This is a genomic window from Pseudomonas sp. B28(2017) (genome assembly GCF_002113025.1).
Lineage (GTDB): Bacteria > Pseudomonadota > Gammaproteobacteria > Pseudomonadales > Pseudomonadaceae > Aquipseudomonas.
In genome coordinates this window covers 12,611-36,117 of the sequence record NZ_NEJH01000001.1, presented here as the reverse complement: position 1 = coordinate 36,117, position 23,507 = coordinate 12,611, and the positions used below count along the sequence as shown (strand labels likewise).

The 23,507-nt window shown below is 60.7% G+C and carries 25 protein-coding genes; 11 read left to right on the top strand and 14 right to left on the bottom strand.

Annotation, left to right across the window (positions count from 1 at the left end):
- Positions 1-29: 29 nt before the first annotated feature.
- Positions 30-221 (top strand): hypothetical protein, encoded by a 192-nt coding sequence (locus CAF65_RS00165; protein WP_085714465.1) that lies wholly within the window; start codon positions 30-32, stop codon positions 219-221.
- A gap of 144 nt (positions 222-365) precedes the next feature.
- A complete protein-coding gene (locus CAF65_RS00160; protein ID WP_085714464.1) occupies positions 366-995 on the top strand; it encodes a flavin reductase family protein in 630 nt (209 codons plus the stop codon).
- Here the strand turns inward: CAF65_RS00160 and CAF65_RS00155 are convergent, their stop codons facing one another.
- On the bottom strand, positions 996-1,226 hold the full coding sequence (locus CAF65_RS00155) for a hypothetical protein (RefSeq protein ID WP_085714463.1): 231 nt from the start codon (positions 1,224-1,226) through the stop codon (positions 996-998).
- Positions 1,227-1,267: 41 nt separating this feature from the next.
- On the bottom strand, positions 1,268-1,621 hold the full coding sequence (locus tag CAF65_RS00150; protein WP_085714462.1) for a putative quinol monooxygenase: 354 nt from the start codon (positions 1,619-1,621) through the stop codon (positions 1,268-1,270).
- A 339-nt stretch (positions 1,622-1,960) separates the two neighbouring features.
- On the opposite strand from CAF65_RS00150, the gene CAF65_RS00145 reads away from it, so the two are divergent.
- Complete coding sequence (locus CAF65_RS00145) at positions 1,961-2,890, top strand: AraC family transcriptional regulator (protein WP_085714461.1); 930 nt, start codon at positions 1,961-1,963, stop codon at positions 2,888-2,890.
- Positions 2,891-3,015: 125 nt separating this feature from the next.
- Here the strand turns inward: CAF65_RS00145 and CAF65_RS00140 are convergent, their stop codons facing one another.
- From CAF65_RS00140 to CAF65_RS00115, 6 genes are all read right to left on the bottom strand, one after another.
- Positions 3,016-4,071 carry an ABC transporter ATP-binding protein gene (locus CAF65_RS00140; RefSeq protein WP_085714460.1) on the bottom strand — a complete coding sequence of 352 codons (1,056 nt, stop codon included), beginning with the start codon at positions 4,069-4,071 and terminating at the stop codon, positions 3,016-3,018.
- 18 nt (positions 4,072-4,089) lie between these two features.
- Complete coding sequence (locus tag CAF65_RS00135) at positions 4,090-4,938, bottom strand: ABC transporter permease (protein ID WP_085714459.1); 849 nt, start codon at positions 4,936-4,938, stop codon at positions 4,090-4,092.
- On the bottom strand, positions 4,935-5,843 hold the full coding sequence (locus tag CAF65_RS00130) for an ABC transporter permease (RefSeq protein ID WP_085714458.1): 909 nt from the start codon (positions 5,841-5,843) through the stop codon (positions 4,935-4,937). Before CAF65_RS00130 ends, CAF65_RS00135 begins: the two co-directional genes overlap by 4 nt.
- A gap of 195 nt (positions 5,844-6,038) precedes the next feature.
- On the bottom strand, positions 6,039-7,142 hold the full coding sequence (locus CAF65_RS00125) for an extracellular solute-binding protein (RefSeq protein WP_057396287.1): 1,104 nt from the start codon (positions 7,140-7,142) through the stop codon (positions 6,039-6,041).
- A gap of 217 nt (positions 7,143-7,359) precedes the next feature.
- Positions 7,360-8,808 (bottom strand): aldehyde dehydrogenase family protein, encoded by a 1,449-nt coding sequence (locus CAF65_RS00120; protein WP_085714457.1) that lies wholly within the window; start codon positions 8,806-8,808, stop codon positions 7,360-7,362.
- Positions 8,805-10,442, bottom strand: coding sequence for a 5-guanidino-2-oxopentanoate decarboxylase (locus CAF65_RS00115; RefSeq protein WP_085714456.1), 1,638 nt, complete (start codon positions 10,440-10,442; stop codon positions 8,805-8,807). Before CAF65_RS00115 ends, CAF65_RS00120 begins: the two co-directional genes overlap by 4 nt.
- A 159-nt stretch (positions 10,443-10,601) precedes the next feature.
- Here CAF65_RS00115 and CAF65_RS00110 point away from each other — a divergent pair, with 159 nt between their 5' ends.
- Positions 10,602-11,483, top strand: a complete 882-nt coding sequence (locus tag CAF65_RS00110; protein ID WP_085714455.1) for a LysR substrate-binding domain-containing protein — start codon at positions 10,602-10,604, stop codon at positions 11,481-11,483.
- A gap of 119 nt (positions 11,484-11,602) precedes the next feature.
- Here CAF65_RS00110 and CAF65_RS00105 read toward each other — a convergent pair whose 3' ends face one another.
- A complete protein-coding gene (locus CAF65_RS00105) occupies positions 11,603-12,217 on the bottom strand; it encodes an NAD(P)-dependent oxidoreductase (RefSeq protein ID WP_085714454.1) in 615 nt (204 codons plus the stop codon).
- Positions 12,218-12,250: 33 nt separating this feature from the next.
- Positions 12,251-13,129, bottom strand: coding sequence for an MBL fold metallo-hydrolase (locus CAF65_RS00100; protein WP_085714453.1), 879 nt, complete (start codon positions 13,127-13,129; stop codon positions 12,251-12,253).
- A gap of 114 nt (positions 13,130-13,243) precedes the next feature.
- Here CAF65_RS00100 and CAF65_RS00095 point away from each other — a divergent pair, with 114 nt between their 5' ends.
- Together CAF65_RS00095 and CAF65_RS00090 are read left to right on the top strand one after the other, a co-directional pair.
- A complete protein-coding gene (locus CAF65_RS00095) occupies positions 13,244-14,149 on the top strand; it encodes a LysR family transcriptional regulator (RefSeq protein WP_218191711.1) in 906 nt (301 codons plus the stop codon).
- 110 nt (positions 14,150-14,259) lie between these two features.
- The gene (locus tag CAF65_RS00090; protein WP_085714451.1) at positions 14,260-14,481 is read left to right on the top strand and encodes a hypothetical protein; all 222 of its coding nucleotides are present in this window, start codon (positions 14,260-14,262) and stop codon (positions 14,479-14,481) included.
- A 9-nt stretch (positions 14,482-14,490) separates the two neighbouring features.
- Here the strand turns inward: CAF65_RS00090 and CAF65_RS00085 are convergent, their stop codons facing one another.
- Entirely contained in the window at positions 14,491-15,387 is an 897-nt protein-coding gene (locus CAF65_RS00085; protein WP_085714450.1) for a helix-turn-helix domain-containing protein, read from the bottom strand.
- Positions 15,388-15,577: 190 nt separating this feature from the next.
- Here CAF65_RS00085 and pobA point away from each other — a divergent pair, with 190 nt between their 5' ends.
- Together pobA and CAF65_RS00075 are read left to right on the top strand one after the other, a co-directional pair.
- Positions 15,578-16,762, top strand: a complete 1,185-nt coding sequence (pobA, locus tag CAF65_RS00080; protein WP_371918991.1) for a 4-hydroxybenzoate 3-monooxygenase — start codon at positions 15,578-15,580, stop codon at positions 16,760-16,762.
- Between the two features lie 78 nt (positions 16,763-16,840).
- A complete protein-coding gene (locus CAF65_RS00075; protein ID WP_085714448.1) occupies positions 16,841-18,358 on the top strand; it encodes an MDR family MFS transporter in 1,518 nt (505 codons plus the stop codon).
- A 222-nt stretch (positions 18,359-18,580) separates the two neighbouring features.
- On the opposite strand, the gene CAF65_RS00070 is transcribed toward CAF65_RS00075, so the two are convergent.
- The 3 genes from CAF65_RS00070 to CAF65_RS00060 form a co-directional block, all read right to left on the bottom strand.
- Entirely contained in the window at positions 18,581-19,453 is an 873-nt protein-coding gene (locus CAF65_RS00070) for an ATPase (protein ID WP_085714447.1), read from the bottom strand.
- Positions 19,454-19,570: 117 nt separating this feature from the next.
- Entirely contained in the window at positions 19,571-20,563 is a 993-nt protein-coding gene (locus tag CAF65_RS00065) for an NAD(P)-dependent oxidoreductase (protein WP_085714446.1), read from the bottom strand.
- 96 nt (positions 20,564-20,659) lie between these two features.
- Positions 20,660-21,559, bottom strand: coding sequence for a LysR family transcriptional regulator ArgP (locus CAF65_RS00060; RefSeq protein ID WP_085714445.1), 900 nt, complete (start codon positions 21,557-21,559; stop codon positions 20,660-20,662).
- Positions 21,560-21,655: 96 nt separating this feature from the next.
- Here CAF65_RS00060 and CAF65_RS00055 point away from each other — a divergent pair, with 96 nt between their 5' ends.
- From CAF65_RS00055 to CAF65_RS00045, 3 genes are all read left to right on the top strand, one after another.
- Entirely contained in the window at positions 21,656-22,057 is a 402-nt protein-coding gene (locus CAF65_RS00055; RefSeq protein WP_085714444.1) for an ACT domain-containing protein, read from the top strand.
- A gap of 6 nt (positions 22,058-22,063) precedes the next feature.
- Positions 22,064-22,666, top strand: coding sequence for a LysE/ArgO family amino acid transporter (locus CAF65_RS00050; RefSeq protein WP_085714443.1), 603 nt, complete (start codon positions 22,064-22,066; stop codon positions 22,664-22,666).
- Positions 22,667-22,830: 164 nt separating this feature from the next.
- Positions 22,831-23,427 (top strand): superoxide dismutase, encoded by a 597-nt coding sequence (locus CAF65_RS00045; RefSeq protein WP_007986065.1) that lies wholly within the window; start codon positions 22,831-22,833, stop codon positions 23,425-23,427.
- The last annotated feature ends 80 nt before the right edge of the window (positions 23,428-23,507 follow it).

The following is a 23,507-nucleotide window of genomic DNA, read 5'->3' as shown; positions in this document are numbered from 1 at the left end:
ATGTGCAAACTGAACCTGGAGTAACCACCATGAACACCAGACTGATTCTCGCCCTGACCCTCTCTGTACTGGCGGTCAATACCTTCGCCGCCGACGGTTACGACCGCACCGGTTCCGCCGCCTTCACCGCGCAAAGCAACGCCGCTGGCGACAGCCGCACTGACGCGGCCAATGTCGCTACCGACAGCGTCGATCGCACCGACACCGCTCGCACCAACTGATCCCTGAACGCATCACCACAGCCCGGCTTTGGCCGGGCTTTGTCGTTTCTGCGATCTTTTGCAGTCAAGCAAAAATCCCGAGCTGGTATTTACACGATACGGTCTGCACTATTTGCCATCCCGAACGCCCTTGGAACTCACTCCATGCCCGACGACATCCACTTCTACGAACCGGCCAACGGCCACGGCCTGCCCCACGATCCGTTCAACGCCATCGTCGGCCCACGCCCCATTGGCTGGATCTCTTCACAGAATGCCGAGGGCCGCTTGAACCTGGCGCCCTACAGCTTCTTCAACGCCTTCAACTACATTCCGCCGATCATCGGTTTTTCCAGCGTCGGGCGCAAAGACAGCCTGAACAACATCGAACAGACCGGCGAGTTCGCCTGGAACCTGGCCACGCGGCCGCTGGCCGAGCAGATGAACCAGAGCTGCGCCATGGTCGGGCCTGAGGTCAACGAATTCGAACTGGCCGGATTGACAGCCGTTGCCTCGAAGGTCATCCAGGTGCCACGAGTGGCCGAAAGCCCGGTGTCGTTCGAGTGCAAGGTCACACAGATAATCCAGTTGCAACGGGCAGACGGCAATGTGGTGCCGAGCTGGCTGATCCTCGGCGAAGTGGTCGCCGTGCATATCGCCAAATGGCTGTTGAAGGATGGGATATACGACACCGCCGCGGCAGAACCGATTCTGCGCGGCGGCGGGCCAGCGGATTATTTCCAGCTGGGGCCTGAGGCGTTGTTCAAGATGTACCGCCCGGGGGCGGTGAAGTGATCACCAGAGCAGGTCGGTGTTTTCCTTGACGTCCTTGAGGCGGGTCAGCTCTTTGGCGGCCGCATCATCGGCCTCATGGGCGGTCTTGAAGACTTGGCCTTCCAGCACTTTGTGAAAACGCGGGGCGCCGGAACCACCCAGCGCCTTGACGGCGATAGCAGCGTGGTAACCACCCTCGCCCGGTACTACAGCGGAAACAGCTTCGAAGTGTTCAAAGGCTTTACGTGCCATATTGCGAATCCTGGCTGGTTGAGAATGCTGTCATTAAACCCTCAACCGGCCAGTTTGTGTACCGCCGCCGCGGACTGACCGAGAGCCTGCGCCACCGACACATCCTTGAAGGTATGGAAATCCAGGCTGTTGACCACCAGGTCCTGTACCAGCTCGGCAAAAACCTCCATTGCCGGCGTGCTGAAGTACGCCGTCATGGCCTGTTGATTGCTCCAGAAACCGGACACCAGCCACAAATCCGGATCGCACTGTGAATGCTGCAAGGCAAAACTCAGGCAGCCCGGCGCTGCGCGGGACGGTTCGATCAGGGCACTGAGGCGTACACCGAGTTCCATCGAGCGCCCGGCGCGCGCTCGAACGAAGGCCATATGACTGACGGGGATCTGCTTGGACATGTTCAACCCTCCCGGGGAGTCGCGTGGCAGCCAGGGGACGGGCTGCGACAGGATCAAAGGTTAAGGGCCGCGACGCCGGTCTCGTTAGTCGATTCCTGCCGGCGCGTTGCACAATCCTGCGAAACTGCATGGGAAGCCTGTAACAAGCGGTAAAACCCTGTCACGGTTCTGCCATACGAGTTTCAAGCAAGTTTTTCCGGCGCAAGGCTCTAACGTTAACACCGCCGGTCGAGCCCAGGCAGAATCAGGCAAGCATCCGGCAGGATGTGTCTACCGCTGTCACTTGCACAAACTTATGCTCTGCCCCATTCCCACCATGCCTTGCCGAGGATGCCTCGCATGTCGTCGCCCGATCACTTTCAAGCCCCGCTGGACACCGACATGGAAAAACAGCGCGCGGAACTGGCGGCGATCATTCGCCGTAACACCGCCGAAGATGGCAGTTATGCCACAGCCATCGGCTCGCTGTTCATGTCCCGCCACAGCCAGTCCCACGAGTTTGCCCCGGTGCTCGCGCAACCGGCGCTGTGCATCATGGCCCAGGGGCGCAAGGAAGTTCAGTTGGCCAACGAGTACTTCAACTACGACCCGTTGAACTACCTGGTGGTCTCGGTCTCGATGCCGTTGAGTGGACGGGTGGTGGATGTCTCGGCCGAGGAACCGATCCTCGCCTTGCGCCTGGACATCGACCCGGCGGAAATCACTGCACTGATCGCCGACGCCGGCCCCCTCGGCGTGCCCACCCGGCCGACCGGGCGCGGGCTGTATGTCGAACGGCTCGACACCGCCATGCTTGATGCGGTGTTGCGTCTGGCACGGCTACTGGACACGCCTAAAGACATCGCCATGCTCGCGCCGCTGATTCGCCGGGAGATCCTCTATCGACTGTTGCGCAGTAAACAGGGGCATCGGCTGTACGAAATCGCCATCGCCAACAGCCAGAGCCATCGCATCAGCCAGGCGATCAAATGGCTCAACGGCAATTTCGAGCAGCCGTTGCGCATTGATGATCTGGCGAAAGAAGTGAACCTGAGCGTGTCGACGCTGCATCACCGTTTCAAGGCGATGACGGCGATGAGTCCGTTGCAGTATCAAAAGCAGCTTCGCCTGCAGGAGGCGCGGCGGCTGATGCTGGCCGAAGGGCTGGAGGCTTCGGCAGCGGGGTATCGCGTCGGCTATGAAAGCCCTTCGCAGTTCAGCCGGGAATACAGCCGGCTGTTCGGTGCGCCGCCGCTGCGGGATCTGGCGCGGTTGCGGTTGAGTGTTTAGCTGAGATTCGGGTTGGCTTTACCGGCCTCTTCGCGAGCAGGCTCGCTCCCACAGTGGTCTCATCAATCCATTGTGGGAGCGAGCCTGCTCGCGAAAGGGCCAGTAAGGCCACCATCAAATCCTGATCAGGCCCCGAGTACCCGGCAAGCCTCCGCCGGCAACGTCACCGACACCGGATGCCCGATGCTCAGGCCAAAGCCCTGACATGGCGTACTCAGCGCGGTAAACGACACCCCGGAACACTCCACCGTGGTCTCGATGGTCGCGCCGATATCGCGCACGAACGTCACCTTGCCCAGCAAGCGGTTGCCCGCGGTCGCCTGGGGGGCGGACAGTTGCAGGTCTTCAGGACGAATCAGCATCTTCACTTTTTCACCGACCACAATGCTGCTGCAGATCGGCACTTGCAGCGCATCGCCACCCGGCAGGCTGACCTTGCCGTTGCCCAGCGCCGTGGCCGGGAAGATGTTGCCCGAACCGATGAAATCGGCGACGAACTCGTTGGCCGGGTGCCGGTAGATTTCAATCGGCGTGCCCACTTGCTGCACCCGATGTTCACCCAGCACCACCACGATATCGGCCATGGTCATGGCCTCGCGCTGGTCGTGGGTCACCATGATGGTGGTGATGTTCAGGCGTTGTTGCAGTTGACGGATTTCCACCTGCATCGACTCGCGCAGCTTGGCGTCCAGCGCCGACAACGGTTCGTCGAGCAGCAGGATCTTCGGGTGCGAGGCAATCGCCCGGGCAATCGCCACGCGCTGACGCTGGCCGCCGGAGAGCTTGGCCACCGGACGATTGATCATCGGTTGCAGCTGGATCAGTTCCAGCAATTCCACCACCCGCGCCTGCTGATCGGCCTTGCTGACCCCGCGCAGCTTCAGCGGATAGGCGATGTTCTCGCCCACGGTCATGTGCGGGAACAGTGCCAGGGACTGGAACACCATGCCGAAGTTGCGCAGGTGCGCCGGGGTGTTGCCGATGTCTTCACCGTCCAGGCGGATCTCGCCGCCGGTCAGGGTTTCAAGGCCGGCAATCATGCGCAGCAACGTGGTTTTGCCACAGCCCGAAGGGCCGAGGAAACACACCAGTTTGCCCTCGGGCAAATGCAGGTTCACATCCGTTACCGCGCAGGCCGAGCCGTAATGTTTCTCGACGTTTTCCAGAATCAGACCAGACATAAGAATCACCTCAAGAAATCAGAACGAAACGCCACCTTCACCAACCAGCTTCTCCAGCGCCCAGATCAGGACGAAGTCGATCAGCACGATCAGCACGGCAAACGAAAATACGGTTGGGTCGAGCGAAGACACGGTGCGGCTGTACATCCAGATCGGCACGGTCATCACATCGATGGTGTAGAGGAAGTAGGTCACGGTGAACTCGTTGAACGAGACGATGAACGCCAGCAGCATGCCCGCCAGGATCCCCGACTTCATCAACGGCACCACCACATCGACAATCGCCCGCAGCGGTGAAGCGCCGAGCATCTGCGCGGCCTCCTCGACTTCGCTGCCAATGGAGAGCATCGCCGCCGTGCAGTTCTTCACCACGAACGGCAACGCGAGGATCACGTGGGCAATCACCAGGCGCGAGGTGGTCATGTGGAACGGCAGGCTGTCGAACACCAGCAGCAATGCCAGGCCCAACACCACCATCGGGAACACCAGTGGCAACGACATCAGTTGCAGCGCCACGGCCTTGCCACGGAACTCGCAACGGGTCAACGCATAGGCCGCCGGCACTGCGATCAGCGTGGCGAAGATCATGGTCAGGCACGACACCAGCAGGCTGGTGGTCATCGCCTGGCCGAGGCTCAGGACGTCGCTGGCGTCCGGTGACACAAAGGTGTGCCAGGCGGCTTTGTACCATTGCAGGCTGTAGCTGCTCGGCGGGAAGTCGAGGTTCGACGCGCCGCTGAACGACATCACGATCATGGTCAGGATCGGCAGCACCGCCAACAGCAGGATGAAACCCGAGAGGATGCCGGCGAACTTACCGGTTTCACCCGGCAACAGCGACTGGCGCTTCTTGATCAGGGTACTCATTGCGAAGCCTCCAGCATGCGGCGTCGACGGCCAGTGATGTATTCGGACAGGGTCATGATCGCCAGGGTGGTAACGATCAGCACCACACCGGCAGCCGATGCGGCGGGCCAGTTCATCAGCGGGGCGATCTGGTCATGCACCATCACCGCCAGCATCGGCACGCGCCGGCCACCGAGCAGCAATGGCACCACGAAACTGCTGGCGTTGTAGGCGAACACCAGGGTCGCACCGGTAATGATCCCCGGCAGACTCATCGGCAATACCACTTGGCGGAATACCTGCAAGCGACTGGCGCCGAGGGTGGCGGCGGCCTCTTCATAGCTGCGAGCGACCCCGCGCATGGCGCTGGCAATCGGCAACACGGCCAGCGGGAAGGCGGTTTGCACCAGGCCCATCAACACGCCGTTCTGGTTGTACAACAGCATGATCGGGCGCTTGATCAGACCCAGGCCCATCAGGGTCTGGTTGAGCATGCCGCCGGGACCGAGGATCACCAGCCAGCCGTAACTTTGCAGCAGCAGGTTGACCAGCAATGGCAGCAACACTGCCGCAAGGAAGATCCGTCGCACGAACGGCGAGGTCAGGCGCGACATGGTGTAGGCCACCGGGATCGCCAGGATTACTGCGATCACCGCACTGATCAGCGCCAGGCGCAGAGTCAGCACCAGCGATTTGAGGTAATAGGGTTCCAGCAACTGGGCGTAACTGGCCAGGCTGAACCCGGACCATTCCGCGCCCTTGGTGCCCACGCTCATGCGCAGTACCAGCAAGCTGGCGGCAATCAGTACGCCAAGAAACAGCATCGACGGCGAGAGGAAAAACCAGGCGCGCGTCGTTGGCGAAACACCCTGAGCAGCGCGCACGGGGGCGGCACTCACCGGATGGGTCAGAGGTTGGTGTTCCATAGCAAAGGGTCTCGTCAATGGAAAGCAGCTGACAAACACAAGACTCAAGGTCACTTTGCCCCCTTGTGGGAGTGAGCATGTTCGCGATGACTGCTTGTCAGTCGCCAATGATGTCGACTGACACTCCGATATCGCGAGCAAGCTCGCTCCCACAGGGGATCTTCAGTGTTTGAAGATCCTGTGTACGTCACTCGATCAGGAAGAAAAGATTTCCGTGTAACGACGAATCCACTGGTCATGCACAGTCGCCAGGAAGGCGTTGTCGTGCATGATCGCCTTCTCGGCAATCTGCTCCGGCGTGAGGATGTACGGGCTCTTGCGGGCTTCGGCGGAGATGATCGCCTTGGCATTGACCGGGCCGTTATAGATGTCTTCAGCCATCTTGCCCTGCACCAGCGGGTCCAGAGAGTGGTTGATGAAGGCGTAGGCCATGTCGGTATCGCCCGGACGGTTCTTCGGCATCACCGACAGCATCAGGTCGGTGTAGAAACCTTCCTTCATGCCAAACGTGGCGCCCAGGCCGTAGTTCGGATCGCGGATCTGTTTCGGGAAGAACGCGGGTGCGTACAGACCGCCCATGTCCAGGGAACCGGTGCGGAACAGTTCGGCGATCTGGTTCGGGTTTTCACCCAGGGTCACCACACGATCTTTCAGCTCGGCGAGTTTCTTGAAGCCCGGTTCGATGTTGTGCTCGTCACCACCGGCCAGTTTGGCGGCGATGATGATCAGGTCCATGGCCTCGGTCCAGTTTGGCGGCGGCAGGAAGATGTTCGGTGCCAGGTCGGCGTCCCACAGGGAAGCGTAGCTGTCCGGCGCTTGTTTCTGGGTGCGGGTGCTGTAGACCAGGCTGTTGCACCACAGCAGGTAACCGATACCGTGGCCATTGGCGCCGGTGCGGTACTTCTCCGGTACATCGACGAGATTGGGAATGCGGTTGAGATCGGGTTTTTCCAGCAGGTTGGCGGCGGCCAGACCTTCGGCACCGACGCCTGCCAGGGTGATGATGTCGTATTGCGGACGATCACCGCCGGCCTTGAGCTTGGCGACCATTTCCGAGGTACTGCCGGTGCGGTCAGCGATGACCTTGCAGCCGTACTTGTCTTCGAAAGTCGCGGCGATGTTGCGCAACGCAGCCAGGCCGGTGTCATCCGACCAGGTCAGCAAACGCAGGGTCTTGCCGGCAAAACGTGTATCGCTGGCATTGGCCTTGATGAACGGCATGCTCATGGCCGCTGCTGCAACCGAGGCTACGCCTACGGTCTTGATGAATTGACGTCTGTTCAGATCATGCTCGCCCATTACGGACTCCCTTTGTTTTTGTAGGTATGAGGCTGGTCGAAACTGTTGCATCCGCGCAGCTGGATCAGCTTTAGCCCCTGTGTTTTCGGGGGCCTGGCTGAGCCAGCGAGTTCATCCTGAGGTCGTGTAAAACACCTGACTATCGATAAAAACTCATTGAAGCCATGACGTCAGCGCATGCCTCAACGCGAGGCATGCGCTCACCTTTTTCGTGCTTTCAGACGGCCCGAACCACGTGCTTGATTTCCTGGAAAGCCTGCAAGCCCCACGGCCCCAATTCACGGCCGATACTGCTCTGTTTGTAGCCGCCCCAAGCGGTCTGCGGGAAGATCACCTGCGGCGCGTTGATCCACACAAGCCCCGCCTGCAAAGCGTTGGCGACGCGGTCGGCGGTCTCGGCATTGCGCGTCACCACACTGGCGACCAAGCCAAACTGGCTGTCGTTGGCCAGGGCAATCGCTTCGGCTTCAGAGGCGAAACTGCGCACGCAGATCACCGGGCCGAAAATCTCTTCATTCCACAGCGCACTGTCGAGGGGCACGTCGGTGAAGACTGTCGGCTGCAAAAAATATCCGCGCGGCAGGTCGGCCGGGCGGTTGCCACCGCAAACCAGCCTGGCGCCGGCGCTCAAACCGCGGTCGATGTGATCGAGCACTCGCTGGTACTGCGCCTGATTGACCAGGGCGCCCATTTCCACGTTCGGATCGAACGGGTCGGCCACGCGAATGGCTTCGGCACGAGCCTTCACGCGGCTCAGGAATTCATCGGCCAGTTCATCGGCGACCAGCACGCGGCTGGTGGCGGAACACATTTGCCCGGCGTTGAAGAAACCACCGCCGCAAGCCACTTCCACCGCCAGGTCGATATCGGCATCGGCCAATACCAGCAGCGAAGATTTGCCGCCCAGTTCCAGGCTCACGCCCTTGACGGTTTCCGCCGCACGTTGCATGACCTGCACGCCGACCGCATTGCTGCCGGTGAACGACACCTTGGCGATGCGCGGGTCTGCCGACAGCGGAGCGCCAACAGCCAGGCCGGTGCCGCATACCAGGTTGAAGACACCCGCCGGTATACCGGCTTGCGCGATGATTGCCGCCAGTTCCAGTTCCGGCAGCGGCGTCACTTCCGAAGGCTTGAGCACCACGCAGCAACCGGCGGCCAGGGCCGGGGCGAGTTTCCACGCGGTGGTGACCATCGGGAAGTTCCACGGCACGATCAGGCCAACCACACCGCAGGGTTCACGGCGCAGGCGAGCGCTGAAGTCGTCGCTCGGCAGCTCGATGGCACTGTCCTGTTTCGCGTCCAGGCCTTCGGCCAGACCGGCGTAATACTCGAACGTGGCGATCACGTCATCGACGTCGATCGCGGCTTCGAATTGCGGCTTGCCGTTGTTGCTCGACTGCAAGTGCATCAGTTTTTCGCGATTGGCCTGCACGCCTGCGGCAATTTTGCGCAGGATGGCACCGCGTTCGGCGCCCGTGGTTTTCGACCAGCCGGCGAATGCCTGGGTCGCCGCACTCACGGCTTGATCAACAGCGCGCTCATCGCCGCCATTCACTGTGGTCAACAGGGCTTCGGTCGCCGGGTTGATGACGCGCAGGTGCTCATTGCCTGCCGACCATTGGCCGTTGATGTACAGGCCATCCAGGGTAGTCGGAAAACTCATTTCGACACCGCCTGCATCCACTCGGCCTGATCGATCTCAATCAGGGTCGGGCCCTGGCGATCGGTGGCTACGCGCAATGCGCCGCGCAATTGCTCGACACTGCTGACGGCTTCGGCCGCGCAACCTAATGCCTTGGCCACACCGATGAAGTCCGGGGTGTAGATGTCCACGCCGACCGGCTCGATGGCGCGGTTGACCATGTATTTCTTGATCTCTTCGTAGCCCTGGTTATTCCACAGCAGCACGATCACCGGGGTGCGCGCTTCAACGGCACTGGCCAGTTCCGGCAGGGTGAACTGCAGGCCGCCGTCGCCGATCAGGCACACCACGGGAGGGCGAGCGCCGTTTTCAACGCTGCCGCCGAGCCAGGCGCCAATGGCAGCCGGCAAGGCGTAGCCGAGGGTGCCGTAACCGGTGGACGAGTTGAACCAGCGACGCGGACGCTCCGGGTTGAACGTCAGGTTGCCGGTGTACACCGGCTGGGTCGAATCACCGACGAACACGGCGTCCGGCAGTTCATGCAGCACGGTTTCCAGGAAACGGGTCTGGGCCAGGGTCGGTGCGTCCCAGGTAGCGGCCAGGTCTTCACGCAGACGAGCGGCGCGTACTTGACCCCAATCGTTGCGGCGCTCGGCCAGGGATTTATGCGACAAGGCACTGAGCAAGGCCTGGGCGGCGTTGCGCGAGTCGGCGACCAATGCCACGTGCGGCGGATAGTTGCGCACGGTCTGGTCCGGGTCGATGTCGATGCGTAGCAGCTGGCCTGGAATCTCGAAGCCACCGGCGAAGGTCACGTCGTAGTCGGTCTCGGCCAGTTCGGTGCCGATGGCCAATACCACATCGGCCTCGGCGACCAGCGCACGGGTGGCGACCAGGCTCTGGGTCGAACCGATCAGCAGCGGGTGGCCGGAGGCGAGCATGCCTTTGGCATTGATAGTCAGGGCTACCGGTGCGTCCAGCAGTTCGGCCAGCTCAGTCAGCTCGGCCGCCGCGTCGATTGCACCGCCGCCGGCGAGAATCAGCGGGCGCTTGGCGCCGGCCAGCAAATCAGTCATGCGCGACACGGCGCTCGGCGAAGCACCGGCGCGGTCGATGTTGACCGGCAGGCTGGTGAGCAGGTCGTCGGCGTCTTCAACCAACACATCCAGCGGAATTTCAATGTGTACCGGACGCGGACGGCCAGCCTGGAACAGCGCAAAGGCGCGAGCCAACACGCCCGGCAATTCCGACGCCGACATCAGGGTGTGGGAGAACGCCGCAACACCGGCGCACAATGCGCCCTGGTTCGGCAGCTCATGCAGCTTGCCGCGACCGCCGCCCAACTGGCTGCGCGATTGCACGCTGGAGATTACCAGCATCGGGATCGAGTCGGCGTAGGCCTGGCCCATGGCGGTGGTGATGTTGGTCATGCCTGGGCCGGTGATGATGAAACACACACCGGGTTTGCCGCTGGTGCGGGCGTAGCCGTCGGCCATGAAGCCGGCGCCCTGTTCATGGCGCGGCGTGACGTGGTTGATGCTCGAACGGGCCAGCCCGCGATACAGCTCCACGGTATGAACCCCCGGAATGCCGAACACCTGCTCGACCCCGTAGTTTTCGAGTAACTTGACCAATACTTCGCCGCACGTCGCCATGTCTTTGCCCTTTTTGTTCGTTTGAGACGCCGGGCATGCGCTGTGTTTATGATGGATTCGCAGGCCCGGGAATGGCCTCATTGGAACGGGCGACACGTAGCCGCAACAATGGATAAAAAGTCATACTAGCCATGTCCTCACGTCATACCTTGGATCCCAATGAAACGACTGCCTCCCCTGCCGGCGCTGCACACATTCCTGATTACCGCGCAGTGCTGCAATTTCACCCGGGCCGCCGAACAGCTGTTTATCACCCAGGGCGCGGTGAGTCGGCAGATCGCCGGGCTGGAAGATTTTCTGGGTTATGAATTGTTCATCCGTCAGGCACGAGGCCTGGACCTGACAGCCGAAGGACGGGAATGGCTGCCACGGGTGCAGCAGATTTTCGGCCTGATCGACGAGGCGGTGGAGCAGATCGGCGAGAAGCGCGAAACCCTGCAGCTCAAGGCTCCGACCTGCGTCATGCGCTGGTTGCTGCCGCGCCTGTTGCAATGGCAAAGGGAACGCCCGGACGTGCCGGTGGAATTGACCACCACGGTCAAGCACGGCGTGGATTTTCATCGCGAACAGTTCGATGCGGCGGTGATGTACGGCCCACCGCCGGACACTTCATTGATGTCGCAAAAACTCTTCGATGAACAACTCACGCCGGTGTGTTCCAGACCGATGCTCGAAGGCCCCATGCCCCTGCAGACTCCGGCCGATCTGCAACAACACCTGTTGCTGCACCCGACCCGCGATGAACGCGACTGGAAGGCCTGGTTGAAAGCCGCGGATGTACAGTTGAGCAATGTCGGCAAGGGCCAGCATTTCGAAACACTGGACCTGGCGATGTCGATGGCGTCTCAGGGAACGGGGGTAGCGATTGGCGACTGGTCGCTGATCGGCGATGACCTGAACGCCGGGCGGCTGGTCATGCCATTCGAGTTGAAGGTGACAACGGGACTGGCGTATTACCTGGTATTCCCCGAAAAACCCGGGCCTTCGCCGAAGTTGCGTGAATTGATGGGCTGGCTGGTGGAGCAGGCGCAGAGTCGGTGAACAATATCCTGCAGGAGCGAGCTTGCGATGATCGCCAACGATAACGCTGGGAACCTGATCCCCCGCGGCGTTCTCAGGTTCATCGCGAGCGAGCTCGCTCCTACAGGAGATCAGTGACCTCAATACCCAACAGTAAATCGCTGCCGCGAATGCTTCGGCGTTTCGATTTCATCCAGCATCGCAATCGCGTAATCGGCGAACGTGATCCAGCTGCGCCCTGCGCTGCTCACCAGTAAATCGTCCTCGCCGATGCGGAACTTGCCCGTGCGCTCGCCCTCGACAAACTCCGCCGACGGCGACAGAAAAGTCCAGTCCAGTTGCTTTTCCTGACGCAGGGTTTCAAGAAACTCAGCTCCGGCACCCGCTTCGGCCTTGTACTCGGCCGGGAAGCCTTGACTGTCGATCACCCGGGTGCCGTCCGGCAACAACAACGAGCCGGCGCCGCCGACCACCAGCAGGCGCTTGACCCCGGCCTTCTTCACCGGCCCGACCACGGCGCTGGCTGGCAGGGTGGCGAAATGCGCCGCGCTGATCACCGCATCATGACCGGCGACGGCTGCTTGCAGGGCAGCGGCATCGAGGGCATCGACATTTTTGCTGATCACACCGTCACGCCGAGCGATCTTCGACGTATCGCGGGCAATGGCAGTGACGCTGTGGCCACGACGCAAGGCCTCTTCCAGCAATTGGCTACCGGCACGACCGGTGGCCCCGATGATTGCGATTTTGCTCATGACATTCTCCAACGGGTTGGGTAGCTCAATGGGTTACCACTTCATCTCGCCCTTCGCGACCTTGGCGCTCAGCTCCAGGGAGCTTTCGTCGCCCAGGGTCGGGAAGCGTTTTTTCATCGCGGCGATCAGTGCGGCAGAATCCTTGGCCTTGACGGTTTCCTCATCAAAGGCCTTGATGTAGTCGGCGGTGAACTGCACAGAGGCCAATGAGCCCGTACTGTCGCCCAGGTAATGACCCGGCACCACGGTCTGCGGTTTCAGGGTTTCAATGGAATGCAGCGTAGCCAACCAATCGGCGTGGGACTGTGGCGTTTGGGTGTCAGCCATCCACACGTGGATGTTTTGCGCCACCACGACACCACCGACTACAGCCTTGATCGATGGAATCCACACGAAGCTGCGATCCGGCTGCGGGCCCTCAAGACCCACCACCTGCAATTTCAGCCCTTCGAGGTTCAGACTGTCACCCTTGAGCACGTCCGGAACGATGGTTTTGGCCGGCACATCGGCACCCATTTTCGGGCCCCAGAATGCCAGTTTGCCGTCGACGGTTTGCTTGATGTGGTCAACGGTCGGCTGCGAAGCAACGACCTTGGCCTTGGGGAACGCGGTCGTCAGGGTATCGAGGCCGAAGTAGTAGTCCGGGTCACCGTGACTGATGTAGATGGTGGTCAGCTGCTTGCCGCTGGCGCGGATTTTTTCCACCACCTGTTCGGCCTGGGACTTGCCGAATTGCGCATCCACCAGAATCGCTTCCTTTTCGCCGCTGACCAGCACCGAGGTCACCGGGAAGATGGCTTTTTCGCCAGGGTTGTAGACATCCAGCGTCAGGGTCGAGGCTGCTGCATGGGCGGCGAAACCGAGGGCAGCGCTTGCCAGTAATACACGCTTGAGAAGGGTGAATCCGATCATCTGTTGCTCCATTGTCCGAATGCCTTGATTGGCGATGGAACAGAGCTTAGTTGCCTGACTCAGTACAAAAAATGCGATGCTTTAACATAGTTTGTTTCTGAAAGCGGGCAAATCATGGATCGTCTTCAAGCAATGCGCGTGTTCGTCACGGTGGTCGACCTCGGCAGCCAGTCGGCTGCCGCCGATCATCTGGAGCTGTCACGGCCGGTGGTATCGCGGTATCTGGCGGAACTGGAAGACTGGGTCGGCGCGCGCCTGATGCACCGCACCACGCGCAAATTGAGCCTGACCGCCGCCGGCACCGAAATCCTGCCCCGCTGCCGGCAGATGCTCGATTTGTCCACCGACATGCAAGCCGCCGTCAGCGAACCGGATGACGCACCGCGCGGTCTGCTGCGCATCAGCGTCAGCACCTCCTTCGGCCAGGCGCAACTGGCCGATGCCATGGCCGCCTATGTGCGACGCTATCCCGGTGTCAGCATCGACATGCAGATGCTCGATCGCACCGTGAACCTGGTGGATGAGCGCATCGACCTGGCGATCCGCACCAGCAACGATCTGGACCCGAACCTGATCGCCCGTCGCCTGACGGTTTGCCGCTCGGTGATCTGTGCTTCCCCAGCTTACCTGCGCGAGCACCCGACACCGCAACGGGTCGAGGACCTTAGCCTGCACAACTGCCTGACCCATTCCTATTTCGGCAAAAGCCTCTGGCATTTCGAGCAGGACGGCGAACAGGTTTCAGTACCGGTGCAGGGCAACATCAGCGCCAACGAGGCCAGCACGCTGTTGCGCGCAACGATCGCCGGCGCCGGGGTGGCGATGCTGCCCACGTACCAGGCCGGCGTGCACATCCACAGCGGCGAATTGATTCGCCTGCTGCCGACGGCCGAACCCCGGCAAATGAACGTGTATGCGGTGTATGCCTCGCGCAAGCACATGCCGGCGGCGTTGCGCAGCTTGCTGGATTTTCTGGTACTTAGATTTCCGGAAGAACCGGAATGGGATATCGGCCTGTAACCGGATCAAGCTGTGGGAGCGGGCTTGCCCGCTCCCACAGGGGTCATCAGTGCTCTGAATACCGCGTCAAATGCCAAACCCGTTTGCTGGTAACTCACCGGCGCTGACCTATGCTCAAAGTAGTACCGAAAGGTATTCGTTCAGAGGTCAACGCCATGAACATCAAAACACGAAGATACCTCGCGATCTTCATCACCTGCGCGGTCACGCTCGGGCTATATGGCGCTGCCGCCTGGCGCGTCGAGCAATTGCGCAACCTGCCCCGTGATTACGCGAGCTGCAACTTCGAGCGCTGCATTCCCCACAACGCCACCCTCAACGCCCTCCGCTAACGAAGGGGGTCAGGCTTCGTTGCCCTGATCGGCCTTCAGGCGGTCGCGAAACGCCTTGGGCGAAATCCCCACACGACGCCGGAACAGGCGCGTGAAGTTGGTCGGATCGGAAAACCCCAACACGTCGGACATTTCATAAATGGTCATGCTGGTATAGGTCAGCAAACGCTTGGCTTCCAGCAACTGCCGTTCGTGCACGATCTGCAACGCCGGTTGCCCCGCCAACTCGCGACAGGTGCCGTTGAGGTGGGACACGGAAATCCCCAGCCGGTGTGCCAGGTCCTCGACCTTGACGTGCTGGCGATAGGTCTCTTCCACCAGTTGAATGAAGCCGTTGAGGTATTCCCGGGCTCGCTGCGGTCGCGCCATGGCCGTGCGGCGCTGGATCACCTGGCGGCTGATCCACACCACGATCACGCTGACCAGCGAATGCATGAGCATTTCCCGCGCCGGTTGATGGCTGGTGTACTCGTTCTGCAAGGCACTGAACAGGCTGTTGAGGTACTCGGCGTCCTTGCCTGCCGGGTAGCTTTCGGCCTGGGCCAGGGCATTGACCGATTGCCCCAGTTGCATCTGCAAATGGGCGATCAACGGCGCGGCCAGGGTCACGACAAAGCCTTCCACGTCTTCGCCAAAACGAAAGCCATGCACCGACAGCGGAGGCAGGATCTGGATTGCCGGTTCCACCAGTTGCGTACGCTGGCCTTCGATTTCAAGCTCTGCCTGACCTTTGAATACGAAGAGCAACTGGCACAAATCAGCGTGGCGGTGGGGTTTGATTTCCCAATGATGTTCGCTACTGCGTTTGGAAATGGTTTCACAGTGCAGCAAGTCCGGGGTCGGCCAATCCAGGCTTTCACCGTAGAGCTTGAACACTGGAATCGAAGGCAGGTCAGGCTTGTTCATCACTTCAATCCAGGCCTCGGAATAGATGACGGGCGATAATCGCACCGATTGGCAGAATGTACAGCTATCGACTCAGTTTTCACCTTCAATTGACAGACTCGCAAGGGAAAAATGCAAGCACTCGATCCATAAAAATCACTCACCGGCCCTGGTCGCGTGAAGCTTGCGAGTCATAAAAACAATGAAAACGCTGAAAACCCAGGTCGCCATCATTGGTGCCGGCCCTTCAGGCTTGTTGCTCGGCCAATTGCTGCACAACGCCGGCATCGACACCCTCATTCTCGAACGTCAGGCCCCGGACTATGTGCTCGGACGAATCCGCGCCGGCGTGCTTGAACAAGGCATGGTAGAGCTGTTGCGTCAGGCCGGTGTAAACCAGCGCATGGACGCCGAGGGACTGGTGCATGGCGGCTTCGAACTGGCCCTCGGCGGGCGCCGGGTACACATCGATCTGCACGCCCTGACGGGCGGCAAAACCGTAATGATCTACGGCCAGACCGAAGTCACCCGCGACCTGATGGCCGCTCGTCGGGAGGCCGGTGCGCAAACGATTTATCAAGCCGAAAACGTCGTCCCCCACGGCCTGAAAACCGATGAAGCGTTTGTCACTTTTGAAAAGGACGGTGAGACCTGGCGCCTCGATTGCGACTACATCGCCGGCTGCGACGGCTTCCATGGAGTGGCGCGGCAATCGATTCCCGCCGATAGCCTGAAAATCTTCGAACGGATCTATCCCTTCGGCTGGCTGGGGATTCTGGCCGATACACCGCCAGTCCACGATGAACTGGTCTACGCCCGCCATGAGCGCGGTTTCGCCCTGTGCAGCATGCGCTCGTCGACACGCACCCGTTATTACCTCCAGGTGCCCACCAGCGATCATGTCGAAAACTGGTCGGATCAACGCTTCTGGGACGAACTCAAGTCGCGATTGCCGCAAGCGTTGGCGGACAGACTGGTCACGGGGCCGTCCATCGAAAAAAGCATCGCGCCGCTGCGCAGCTTCGTGGTCGAACCGATGCAATACGGGCGCCTGTTCCTGGTCGGGGATGCCGCGCACATCGTCCCGCCCACCGGCGCCAAGGGCCTGAACCTGGCAGCCAGTGATGTGAGTACGCTGTTCAATATCCTGCTCAAGGTTTACCGCGAAGATCGCGTCGATTTGCTGGAGAAGTACTCCGAAATTTGCCTGCGCAGGGTGTGGAAGGCCGAGCGGTTTTCCTGGTGGATGACCTCGATGTTGCACCGTTTCGATGAGCACGATGCCTTTAGCCAGCGCATTGCCGAATCGGAGCTGGAATATTTCATCGACTCCGAGGCGGGTCGAAAAACCATCGCAGAAAACTACGTCGGGCTTCCTTATGAGGCTATCGAATAGCCTGCTATCGACTTACACTGGCGAGCATTCCCGCTCGCCTTGCCTCTTGCGGGTCAATCACTGCCTGCAGGTTTTCCCGTGACCAATCTCCGCCAGCCTGAAACGCCCAGACCCGCCATCCGCAGCGTGCTGATCGCCCTGATGCTGGCGATTTTTCTCGGAGCGCTGGACCAGACCATCGTCGCCGTTTCGATGCCGGCCATTTCCGCGCAGTTCAAGGACGTCAGCCTGCTGGCCTGGGTGATTTCCGGCTACATGGTGGCCATGACCGTGGCGGTGCCGATCTACGGCAAACTGGGCGACCTGTACGGGCGGCGCAAGCTGATGCTGTTCGGCATGGGCCTGTTCACCCTGGCGTCGGTGTTCTGCGGCATGGCACAGAGCATGGAGCAACTGGTACTGGCGCGAATCTTCCAGGGCATCGGGGCCGGCGGGATGATTTCGGTGAGCCAGGCGATCATCGGTGACATCGTGCCGCCACGGGAGCGCGGCCGGTACCAGGGCTATTTCAGTAGCATGTATGCAGTGGCCAGCGTGGCCGGCCCGGTGCTCGGTGGTTACATGACCGAATACCTGTCCTGGCGCTGGGTATTCCTGATCAACCTGCCGCTGGGCCTGGGCGCCTGGCTGGTGGCTTATCGCACGCTGGTGGGCCTGCCGATTCCGCAACGCAAACCGATCATCGATTACCTGGGTACCGTGCTGATGATCATCGGCCTGACGGCGTTGTTGCTGGGTATCACGCAGGTCGGTCAGGGGCATTCCTGGCGCAGCACCGAAGTGCTGGCGTTGCTCGCTTGCGCGGTGTTGGTGCTGGGGCTGTTTGTCGTTCACGAGCGGCGGGCACGGGAGCCCTTGTTGCCGATGCATCTGTTCGCCAACCGCAATGCGATCCTGTGCTGGTGCACGATCTTCTTCACCAGTTTCCAGGCCATTTCGCTGATTGTGCTGATGCCATTGCGCTTCCAGAGCGTGACCGGCGCCGGTGCCGACAGTGCTGCCCTGCATCTGTTGCCGCTGGCCATGGGCTTGCCGATTGGCGCGTATTTCGCCGGCCGCCGTACTTCCGTGACCGGACGCTACCAACCGATGATCCTCACCGGTGCCGCGCTGATGCCCATCGCGATTGTCGGCATGGCGTTCAGCCCACCACAGGCATTCGTCGTGAGCAGCCTGTTCATGTTGCTCTGCGGGATTTCCTCCGGCATGCAGTTCCCGACGTCATTGGTCGGCACGCAGAACTCGGTGGACCAGCGGGACATCGGCGTCGCCACCAGCACCACCAACCTCTTCCGTTCTCTGGGTGGTGCCGTGGGTGTGGCGCTGATGTCGGCGCTGCTGCTGGCGTTGTTGCAGGACTCAAGTTTTGCACACCTGGCCGGCTCGTCGCTGAGCGTCGAGGGCAGTTCAGGCAATGTGCTGCTCGACGGTTTGAACATCGCACCGGGTGACACGCAGAACGCCTTGCGTGCCGAGTTGTTATTGACGTTCCGGCACTTGCTGACGGTCAGCGCGATGGTGTCGTTGCTGGGGCTGGCGGCAGCGATTGCCATGCCGAACATGTTGTTGCGCGGGCGCGAGGACAAGGTTCGGTAGATATCTGTAGGAGCGAGCTTGCTCGCGAAAAACCCAAGGACGCCGCTGGGCATCTGATTTACAAGTTATCGTTTACGACCCTCGTCGGAACGCCGACCGGAGCAAGCTCGCTCCTGCATCGCGAAGGCATCATCCCGGATACCCCCGCTTTAAAGGGCTGTAATACTCGACGGCCAGAGTCCTCTGCCGACGCACTGATAGTAGACATGCCTGCGCTCTACATTACTGCCGGGCGCGCAGTTGCTGCTGAAGGTTCTGGATCTGCGCCTGAAGGGTATTGATGTTGCGGGTGACCTGGCTGCGGAACGCATCGAACTCGGCGGTATTGGTCGAGCCCTGCGTGACCGCCGGACGGTTGTCCTGCTCGCTCTTGAGCACGATCATGTCCTGCTCGAGACGCTCGATGGCAGCGCTCGGGTTGCCTTGTTTCTTCAGCGCGGTGATGTCGGCGCCCAGGCTCTTCAACTGCGCATCGAGTTTTTCCGAGTCGGACGGGGCACTTTTCAGGGCGGCCAATTCAGCGTTCAAGGCTTTGACCTGGGCCTGCAACTGCGTATTGGCCGTCTGATGTTCGTTGTTCTGAGCAGTCAACTGCGCCAAGCGTTTGTCCAGTTCGGTGGATTGCGCGGTCATTTGTGCCAGTCGCTTGTCCAGGTCCGAGGCCTGGCCGGCAACACCTTGCTGCTGGGCGTTCTGGTCCTGGAGTTTGCTTTCCAGCTGGCGGATTTGCAGCTTCAAGGCCTCGCTGTCGGTAGTGACACTGGTCTGGCTGGCAACAACCTTTCCGGAAATATCCTGCAAGCGCCCTGCCGCTTCCTCACTGATTCGCGCAAAGCTCTCCTGGGTCGCCACCAGTTGCTGTTCCATCAGGGAAATCTGCTGAAAGCTCCACCAGGCCAGGCCCGCGAACGCAAAGAACAACGCCCCGACCAATGCCCACAGGGCACCGGTACCCGCCGCCTTGACCTTCACCACCGGCGCCGTGCGCGATTGCACGACCGTGCGGGCAGTGGGCGGAAAATCGTCATCGAGAACGTCTGCACGCAGGCTCGGTACATCATCGAAGTCGTCGTTGGCATCGTTTCGCATGGACATTGAGTCAACCTTAGTCAATCACATAATGGCTTTATGCCGCGCAGTATAAACCCCACAGCCGTAACCATTGACCCTGAAGCCCTGTATCCGGTTCAGTAAGGGGGGGTTAAGCGAACGTCAGCGAATATCCTGGGCCTTCCACCAGCCACAGAACTCATCGAGCGCGGTCCAGAGGCTGACCTTGGGATCGTAATCCAGATAATGCCGGGCGCGGCTGATGTCCAGGGTGAAATTTTTGTTCATGACCTGCATGCCCAGACGCGACAGTGTCGGTTCGGGACGCCCCGGCCACAATTTGCACATACCTTCGTTGAGCGCCGCCACACTGTAGGCCAGGCCGTAGGAACGGTAGCGGGTGACCTGTGGGACTTCCATGTTGCGCATGACGTAATTGACCACGTCCCACAACGGAACTGGCGTGCCATTGCTGATGTTGTAAGCCTTGCCCAGCGCGGAACCGCTGGCCAGCAAACTGCTGAGCAACGCCTCGTTGAGGTTTTGCACACTGGTGAAATCAACTTTGTTCAGACCGTTGCCGATGATTGCCAGGCGCCCCTTGCGCTGCATGTTCAACAGGCGCGGGAAGATGCTCATGTCGCCGGCCCCGGTGACGAAACGCGGGCGCAGGGCCAGGGTTTCCAGACCGAACTCCTGGGCGCCGAAGACTTTTTGCTCGGCCAGGTACTTGGTGGCGGCGTAAGGGTGTTTGAAGCGCTTGGGCACCTGCTCTTCGGTCAGGCCCAGGTGATCGCGACCATCGAAGTAGATAGATGGCGACGACAAATGCACCAGCCGCCGAACCCGTTGTTTGAGGCAGGCTTCGACCACGTTCTCGGTGACCTCGACGTTGCCCTGATGGAAGTCCTGATAACGTCCCCATAACCCGACGGCCCCGGCGCAATGCACCACAGCCTCGACATCCGAACACAGTTCGCGTGCCAGTTCCGGGTCGCTCAGATCGCCCTGGATGAACTCGGCTCCCCGGCGTACCAGATGCTCCACACTCTCGGCCCGGCGACCGTTGACCCGCACGTCCAGGCCCTGCTCCAGGGCAAAACGCGCAAAGCGCCCGCCGATGAAGCCGCTTGCGCCGGTAACCAGAATCTTCATGAATTGCTCCTACAGATGCAGCTACAGGCTCAAGGCTACGAGCTGCATGTTAAATCGAGTGCGCAAGCGCTTCACTTGCGGCTTGCAGCTTGACGCTTACGGCTGCGCCAAGGGCACCAGCCATTGCTTAGAGGCGCGTACCAATTGATCGGTGAGTAAACCCAGCAACTGGCCGCCATTACGCCAATGATGCCAGTACAGCGGCACATCGATTGGCTTATCTGGCAGCAACTCCTGCAATACGCCCCTATCAAGTTGCTCGCGTACCTGCAGTTCCGGAACCAGCCCCCAACCCAAACCGGCTTCCGTCAGCCGGATAAAGCCTTCCGACGACGGGCATAAATGGTGTTCAAAACCACCCTCGACGCCCAGGGACGCCAGATAACGATGCTGCAGGAAATCGTCCGGGCCAAACACCAGCGCCGGGCTTCGGGCCAACTGATCGGCGCGTACGCCTTGCGGAAAATGCCGGGCAATAAAGGCGGGGCTGGCCAGCGCACGGTAACGCATCGCCCCCAGCAGCACGCTGCGCGCGCCCGCCACCGGACGCTCGCTGGCGCAGACACAGGCCGCCACTTCACCGGCGCGCATGCGCTTTAGGCCCACAGTCTGGTCTTCGACAACCAAGTCCATCAACAGATGCTGTTCCGCGCAAAACGCCCCCACGGCTTGCGCCCACCAAGTGGCCAGGCTGTCGGCGTTCAGGGCGATCCGCAGGCGTTCCGGCAGGCCCTCTTCATCCAGCGCCGGCACCAGGCTTTGCAAATCCCGTTCAAGCAATCGCACCTGCTGCACGTGGTTGAGCAACCGTCGACCGATTTCCGTCGGCGTTGGCGGTGTGGCCCGCACGAGCACGGGTTGGCCAACCCGTGCTTCCAGCAGCTTGATGCGCTGGGAAATCGCCGATTGCGACAGGCCCAGCACCTGGGCCGCCCGTTCAAAACCGGCCTGTTCGACCACGGCGGCCAGGGCGGAAAGCAATTTATAGTCGAACATCAGTTTTCCTAATGAGCGATCAGCATGATTTGTTTTTCTTATACAACCTTCGCAAGGACAATGACCAGCAAGAACTCTTGAACAAGGATCTCCCACATGGCTGGCGAAACTTCACTGGCAACGCTGCTGCGCAGCATGAGCCCGCAACTCAACGCTGGCGAATATGTGTTCTGCACCCTGCGCGACGGCAAATTGCCTGCGGATCTGGAGATTGTCGGCAGCTTCCGCGAGCAGGAAGGCCTGACCGTGATTCTCGAACGCTCCCGTGCCGAAAAAGCCGGATTCAGCTTCGACTACATCGCCGCCTGGATCACCCTGAACGTGCATTCGGCCCTCGAAGCGGTCGGCCTGACCGCCGCGTTCGCCACGGCATTGGGCCAGGCCGGCATCAGCTGCAACGTGATTGCCGGCTACTACCACGACCATTTGTTTGTCGGCCAGGCCGACGCCGACCGTGCCCTGCAAGTGCTGCGGGATCTGGCAGCCAACGCGGAGTAAGAAATCATGTGGCAAAGTTATATGAACGGGCTGCTCGTGGCCTTCGGCCTGATCATGGCGATCGGCACCCAGAATGCGTTTGTCCTGGCGCAAAGCCTGCGACGTGAACATCACTTGCCGGTAGCGGCACTCTGCGTGGCCTGCGACGCCCTGTTAGTGGCGGCCGGGGTATTCGGCCTGGCGACGGTACTGGCCCAGAATCCGACACTGTTGGCGATTGCCCGCTGGGGCGGCGCAGCGTTTCTGCTGTGGTACGGCACCCAGGCACTGCGCCGGGCCTTTTCGAAACAGAGCCTTGAGCAGGGCGAGAGCCAGACCGTACGCTCACTGCGGGCGGTAATGCTCAGTGCGCTGGCGGTGACGTTGCTCAACCCGCACGTCTATCTGGACACCGTTCTGCTGATCGGCTCCCTGGGCGCACAACAAACCGAGCCGGGCGCTTATGTCGTAGGTGCGGCCAGTGCCTCGCTGCTGTGGTTCTTCACCCTGGCGCTCGGTGCCGCATGGCTGGCACCGTGGCTCGCCCGCCCAGGTACCTGGCGAATTCTCGATCTGTTGGTGGCGGTGATGATGTTTGCCGTAGCGTTCCAGTTGATAGCGGCCATCTGATTCACACAACCTCTATTCCACACAGTTGTTGCGTGGTTATGCCGCCCCCCCGGTGCTATGATCCGAGTCCCTGCGCCGCAAAGAGTACAAACTCCCCGGCGCTTGTCTGGCCGCCCGTGATCGGCCTTGCGCTCACCGCAACTGACCTGATTAGGAGAATCATCATGGCTTTCGAATTGCCGCCGCTGCCTTACGCACACGATGCCCTGCAGCCGCACATTTCCAAGGAAACCCTGGAATACCACCACGACAAGCACCACAACACCTACGTCGTGAACCTGAACAACCTGGTGCCAGGCACCGAGTTCGAAGGCAAGACCCTGGAAGAAATCGTCAAGACTTCCTCGGGCGGTATCTTCAACAACGCCGCTCAGGTCTGGAACCACACTTTCTACTGGAACTGCCTGGCGCCAAACGCTGGCGGCCAACCAACCGGCGCACTGGCTGAAGCCATCAACGCAGCTTTCGGTTCGTTCGACAAGTTCAAGGAAGAGTTCAGCAAGACTTCCATCGGCACCTTCGGTTCCGGTTGGGGCTGGCTGGTGAAGAAGGCTGACGGTTCCCTGGCCCTGGCCAGCACCATCGGCGCCGGCAACCCGCTGACCAACGGCGACACCCCGCTGCTGACCTGCGACGTCTGGGAACACGCTTACTACATCGACTACCGCAACCTGCGTCCAAAGTATGTCGAAGCGTTCTGGAACCTGGTCAACTGGAAGTTCGTGGCTGAGCAGTTCGAAGGCAAAACCTTCACCGCTTAAGCTCGTCGCCAGTCAAAAAAACCCGGCTTATGCCGGGTTTTTTTTGGCTAACGCACGGGGCGTGTTCCGAAAATGAAACA